This is a genomic window from Streptomyces sp. CRN 30 (assembly GCF_034105845.1).
The window spans coordinates 1-5303 of sequence record NZ_JAVRHI010000493.1 but is presented as its reverse complement, the minus strand read 5'-3'; the positions used below and the strand labels follow the sequence as shown (position 1 = coordinate 5303).

General features: G+C 70.3%; 4 protein-coding genes and 2 pseudogenes. 4 read left to right on the top strand and 2 right to left on the bottom strand.

Annotation, left to right across the window (positions count from 1 at the left end):
* The coding region (locus UW392_RS56315; protein ID WP_320783255.1) for a hypothetical protein at nucleotides 1-325 on the top strand (325 nt) is incomplete at its 5' end.
* Here the strand turns inward: UW392_RS56315 and UW392_RS56310 are convergent.
* Together UW392_RS56310 and UW392_RS56305 are read right to left on the bottom strand one after the other, a co-directional pair.
* Nucleotides 324-590 (bottom strand): annotated as a pseudogene (locus tag UW392_RS56310) (DUF1062 domain-containing protein); the annotation flags it as partial. The gene UW392_RS56315 and the pseudogene UW392_RS56310 sit on opposite strands and share 2 nt — an antisense overlap.
* A 330-nt stretch (nucleotides 591-920) precedes the next feature.
* Nucleotides 921-1196 carry an amidohydrolase family protein gene (locus tag UW392_RS56305; RefSeq protein ID WP_320783254.1) on the bottom strand — a complete coding sequence of 92 codons (276 nt, stop codon included), beginning with the start codon at nucleotides 1194-1196 and terminating at the stop codon, nucleotides 921-923.
* A 632-nt stretch (nucleotides 1197-1828) separates the two neighbouring features.
* Between UW392_RS56305 and UW392_RS56295 the strand changes: the two genes are divergently transcribed.
* The 3 genes and pseudogenes from UW392_RS56295 to UW392_RS56285 all read left to right on the top strand — a co-directional run.
* Nucleotides 1829-2536 (top strand): response regulator transcription factor, encoded by a 708-nt coding sequence (locus UW392_RS56295; protein ID WP_320783253.1) that lies wholly within the window; start codon nucleotides 1829-1831, stop codon nucleotides 2534-2536.
* Between the two features lie 534 nt (nucleotides 2537-3070).
* The gene (locus UW392_RS56290) at nucleotides 3071-4030 is read left to right on the top strand and encodes a sensor histidine kinase (protein WP_320783252.1); all 960 of its coding nucleotides are present in this window, start codon (nucleotides 3071-3073) and stop codon (nucleotides 4028-4030) included.
* 943 nt (nucleotides 4031-4973) lie between these two features.
* Nucleotides 4974-5303 (top strand): annotated as a pseudogene (locus UW392_RS56285) (MerR family transcriptional regulator); the annotation flags it as partial.

Genomic DNA, 5303 nt, shown 5'->3' with positions numbered 1-5303 from the left:
AAGGAGACGAGGCCTCATGGGTCCGCCGCCCGGCAGCTACCGCATCGTCGGCACGATCACGGAACTCACCACCGGCACGGTGCCCGCCAAGTTCCCGGGCACCGTGCCGGTCCGCGAGGCCCGTTTCCTGCTGGACGTCCGAGAGGTGCGCGGTTTCCTGGGGCGCCGTGACCCCGCGCTCTTCTCCAGCACATGGTTCTTCGCCTCCCCGGACGCCGCGGAGCGTTTCGGCGTCGGCGACACGGTCGCGGTCACGGTCCGGCGGCACAGCGAGTGGGTGGCCCGCTCCGTCGAGCCCGTAACCGCCGACAAGGGCGGTACATAAAAGCGAAGTTGTCGGAGACCATGCCGTTCAGCCGGGCCGACGACTGGAGTGAGCCTTCCGCGATCAGCCTGACGGCCTCGGCCCGCGCACGGCCCCAGCCGTCGGCGATCAGCCGTACCGGTCGGACGGGGATCCGCGCCGCGAAGCGCACCGCGACGTCGGCCGCCTCGTGGTGGGGGTGATCCGTTCGGCGGCCGGTGCCGACGAGCCAGGCGTCGTCCCAGTCGAGGGTGACGCGGTAACGGCGCCGTACGACCCGGTCCTGGCACCGCCCAGGTCCAGCCGGGAGCCGCCGAAGATCTTTCCGATGACCGCCGGTGTCGGGTGGAACACGTCGGCTCCGGTACGGCGCGCGGCGTCCGCGGAGAACTCGCCCGGCATGGCGCCCGCGGCCAGGAACAGCACCCCGGGCGGCAGTTCCGGTGCGATGCCGTCCCGGACGGCTCCGGCGGACAGCAGGGCGACGCTGTGGCCAGCCTCCATCAGCGTACCAACGGCAGGATGTGTCCGTGGGCCGGTACCGCGCTGAACAGGAACCTCATAATCGTCCTCGGTGTCTCGTGGACGTACGGTGGTGCGCCTCGCGAGGTCCCGCTCAGTCCTTCTTCGTCCCGGTCAGCCGGGGGAAGAGCCGCGCGGCGTTGCCGGAGAACATCTGGCGCTTCTCGGTGTGGCCCAGGGCGTCGGTGGCGGCCAGTCTCACGCCGAGGGCGGTGGCCACGGGTGCGCTGGTGAAGGGGTAGTCACTGCCGTAGAGCAGCCGGTCGGCCGAGACCAGGTCCAGCAGCGCCGGCAGGGCCCGGGGCAGTGCGAACCCGGCGACGTCGTAGTGCAGCTTCGACAGCGCCTCGATGACGTCCTTCGGCGGCATGTCCTCCATGGTCGCGAACGACGCGCTCCGATCGGCGAGTACGGGCAGTGCCCGCCCGCGTGGGGCACGATGAAGCGGATGTCGGGATACCTGCTGAGCACCCCCTCGTAGACGAGCTGCGTCACGGCGCGGGTGGTGTCGAAGAGGAACTCGATGACGGGACGCGGCTGGCCGAGCGCGGTCGACTCCCAGCAAGCAGGGGAGGTCGGGTGCAGGAAGACGACGGCCCCCGCCGGTTCAGCTCCGCGAAGAGGGTGTCACCGACCGCGTCCACCAGGTAGGTGCCCTCGTAGTTGGTCTCCAGGACGACGCCGTCCGCGTCCAGCGCGTCGAAGACGTGCCGGGTCTCCGCCAGCGCCGCGTCGGTGTCCGGCAGCGGCAGTGAGGCGAACAGCCCGAAACGTTTCGGGTACCGGCGGACGAGGGCGGCGCCCTCCTCGTTCCCACGCTTTCCTGGTCCGGCTGACCCTGGTCCCGGCCGTTCTGACGCTGCTCGGCCACCGGGCCTGGTGGCTGCCGAAGCGACTGGACAAGTTCCTGCCCGACCTGGATGTTGAGGGAGCACGGCTGGATCACGACCGGCCAGCGCCCGCCGCCGCGCAACCGTCCAAGACCGAGCAGGACATCACTTCATGAGCTCCCCGGACACGGTCTCTCTCGTCGAGGACGACGACAACATCCGCGACCTGATGGCCTCGGCCCTGCGGTTCTCCGGTTTCGAGGTGCACTTCGCCGAGGACGTGCCGCAGGCCCTGACCAGCCTGGACCGAAGCCTCCCGGACGTCATCGTCCTTGACGGGGAGCTGCCCGGCGGCGACGGATTCGACGTCCTGCAACTGATCCGCGCGCGGGGCATCACCACACCGGTGCTGTTCCTGACCGCGCGGGACGCCGTGGAGGACCGAGTCCGGGGACTGCGGCTCGGCGGCGACGACTACGTCACCAAGCCCTTCAGCGTCATCGAGGTCGGCGCCCGCCTCCAGGCCCTGGTGCGGCGCGCTCACGCACCGGCGTCGGCCCCCGCCCTCGACAGCCGTCTTCTGCGCTACGCCGACTTCGAACTGGACGACAGGCGCCACACCGTCTCCCGCGACGGCACGGTCATCGGCCTGTGCCCCACCGAGTACCGGCTCCTGCACTACCTGCTCTCCCACGCCGAACACGTCATGACCCGCTCCCAGATCCTGGAGACGGTCTGGGAGTACGACTTCGCCGGCGACTCCGTGGTCGTGGAGCGCTTCGTGTCCAACCTGCGGCGCAAACTCGACAGCGACGGCCACGAACCGCTGTTCCAGACCGTCCGGGGCATCGGTTACAGCCTGCGCCGCCCCGCCAGGTGAAGCGCCCACGTCGCACCGGGCGGCCGCGCCTGCGACCGGTCACCATCCGGGCCCGCGTGCTGTTGGGCGTCCTGGCCGTGCTGCCGGCCGGGCTCATCGGCAACTCGGTCGCCGGCGCCGTGACCCTGCGCACCTATCTGGAGCACCGGGCGGAGGACGGGTTGCGGGACGCCGGGGACCGCGTCCACCGGGCGCTCGCCCACGGCCCGCAGACCATCAAGCAGGTGCGGATGTCCAGCCTGGTCGCGCCGCTCCTCGGCGTCACCGTCATCGGACCCGACGGACAGGTCGCCGACCAGTTCGGCGAGAACGTGCCGAGGGCGGTCAACACGCTGACCGCCGGCCGGCTCGACCAGGTCATCGCCTTCAAGGACCGTACGGACGTCCCCGACCTCATCGCCCGGCGAATCCGCACCAGCGGCCTGACCATCACCTCACCGATGGGCTCCGTCGAAGCTGGCGCCGTCACTCACCGTGCGCACGGACGCCGACCGGATCACCGTTACCGACTACGTATCCAGACAGGCCGGCAGCGTGGCCGTTACGCTCGCCATAGCCTACGTCACCGCGCTGCTCATCCTGCGGTTCGGCCTGCGGCCGATGGCGCAGATGGCCGACGCGGCCGACTCCATCGCCTCAGGCGCCCGCCAGGAACGGCTGCCCACCTACGGCAGACACAACGAGACCGACCGCCTCGCCGTCGCCGTCGCCGTCAACAACGCCTTCGACGCCCAGCGGCGCGCGGAGGAGAACATCCGCACCTTCGCCGCCGACGCCTCGCACGAACTGCGCACCCCGCTGGCCACCGTCTCCGGCTGGCTGGACCTCTACCACCAGGGCGCCCTCGACGACCCGGCCCGGCTCCAGCGGGCCCTGGAACGCGTGGACGGCGAGGTCGGCCGGATGCGGCTGCTGGTCGAGGAACTCGCCCTGCTGGCCCGCCTGGACGCCGGCCGCCCCCTGGCGAACGACCCCGTCGACCTGCGCCGGCTCGCGGCAGACGTCATCCAGGACGCCCAGGTCATCGCCCCCGGCCGCACCATCCGGCTGCACGCCCCCGGCCCCGTGCACGTCACCGGGGACGCACCCCGCCTGCAACAGGTCCTCAACAACCTGATCGGCAACGCCCTCCAGCACACACCGGCCGACACCACGATCGACGTCACCCTCACGGACAGCCGCGACGGCCGGGCCGTCCTGCGGGTCGCCGACTCGGGTCCGGGCATCACATTCGAGGAACTGCCCCGCGTGTACGACAGGTTCTGGCGGGCCGGGACGGACCGCGACCGTACCGGCGGCGGCTCCGGCCTCGGCCTCGGCCTGTCCATCGTCCGCGCCGTGGTGCACGCCCACCACGGAAGCGTGGACATCACCTCGACCCCGGAAAACGGCACCACCGTGACCGTCACTCTCCTCACGCGCACGACGGAGGACGGCCCGCCCGGCCCGGACCCCACGAAGGCGACGGCACCGGAAGAAGGAGATCGCCGGTGAGGGGGCGGTGCCCGCGACCGGGAAGCAGCCGCCTGCGGTTTCCGTGAGCGCCCGCCGTCGGATCAGCCCGGGATCTCCCAGACAGTGACTTCGAGCCGAATGGTTCCCTCAGCCGGAGCCGCGACAGCACGCAGATAGGCCGTGCGCCCATCACGGGAAATCGCGCAATAGCGGGCTCCCCGCGTCAGAGGCAAGTGGTAAGTGCCGTTCGCCTGTACCGCCGCCACACATTCGGCCTCACTCGGATCAGGCCCCGAAGGAGGCAGAGGGGCAAGTCTGGACTCGCCGTTGAGGGTGCTGAGCGAGGTCCTGTCGCCGTAGAAACCCACATCTGTGCCTCTGGTCAGTGTCCCGATGAGAAGCGGTGGTCTCGAATCCAGGTCGATGTTCTCGTCGCCGGGGAAATCGAGAATGTCAGGTCCGAATCTCACTTCTGGAGGCGGCCCCTTCGTGCTGCCGCCGCTGTTGGACGGCATACTCGAAGACGAGGTGGTCGTACCGGTCGACGGCTTCGAGGCCCCTGGGAGCGCTGACTCCCTCGACTCCGTCGCGTCGTTCGGTGGTTTCGAGTCCTCGCGGGAAGCTGGTTCGGGCTTATTGGCGATCAGCACCCCGATCAGACCGATGATCGCGACGAGGACAGGAGCGAGGAAACCGACGATCCACCATGCCGACTTGTGCGGTGGGGGCTGTTGGGGCTCTTGCGGCTGTGAGGGCAGAGGGGACGGGGACGGTGACCTCGAAGGTGATGGTAAGGGTGGGGAGGCCGGTGGAGTGTTGTCGTGAGAGTCCCTTGTCATGGAAGCCGATCTAGATTTCTCCAGCCGTGTGAGGAAGCGAGCGAACCGCCTCCCGACTGGGCGGGCGCAGTGATGACCGAGTCGTTCCGTCATGCGTCAACTGCCCTGTACGAGCGGGAGAGGAACGGGAGGATCACTGGACCGTGAGACGCGTGGCCGAGCTGGCCGGGGCCGGGTGCCGGGGCGACTCGGCGGGTGACGTGGGGCGGCTGCGGGAGGTGCCGGCCTACCGGCGGCTGGGCTTCACGCTGCGGGAGGTCGCGGAGCTGATCGGCTGCTGCTCCGCCGACGCGGTCGCGCACCCGCGCCGGCTGCGTGGCCTGCTGCTGGAACGGCGTGAGCGTGCCGACGCCATGGTGGCGGCCATCGACAGGGAACTCGACGCGCGGACGAGGGGTCTGAGGGTGACACCGGAGGAGCAGCTGGGGATGCTCGGTGCGCGGCTGTACGACGCGATCGGCGGGGCTTATCCG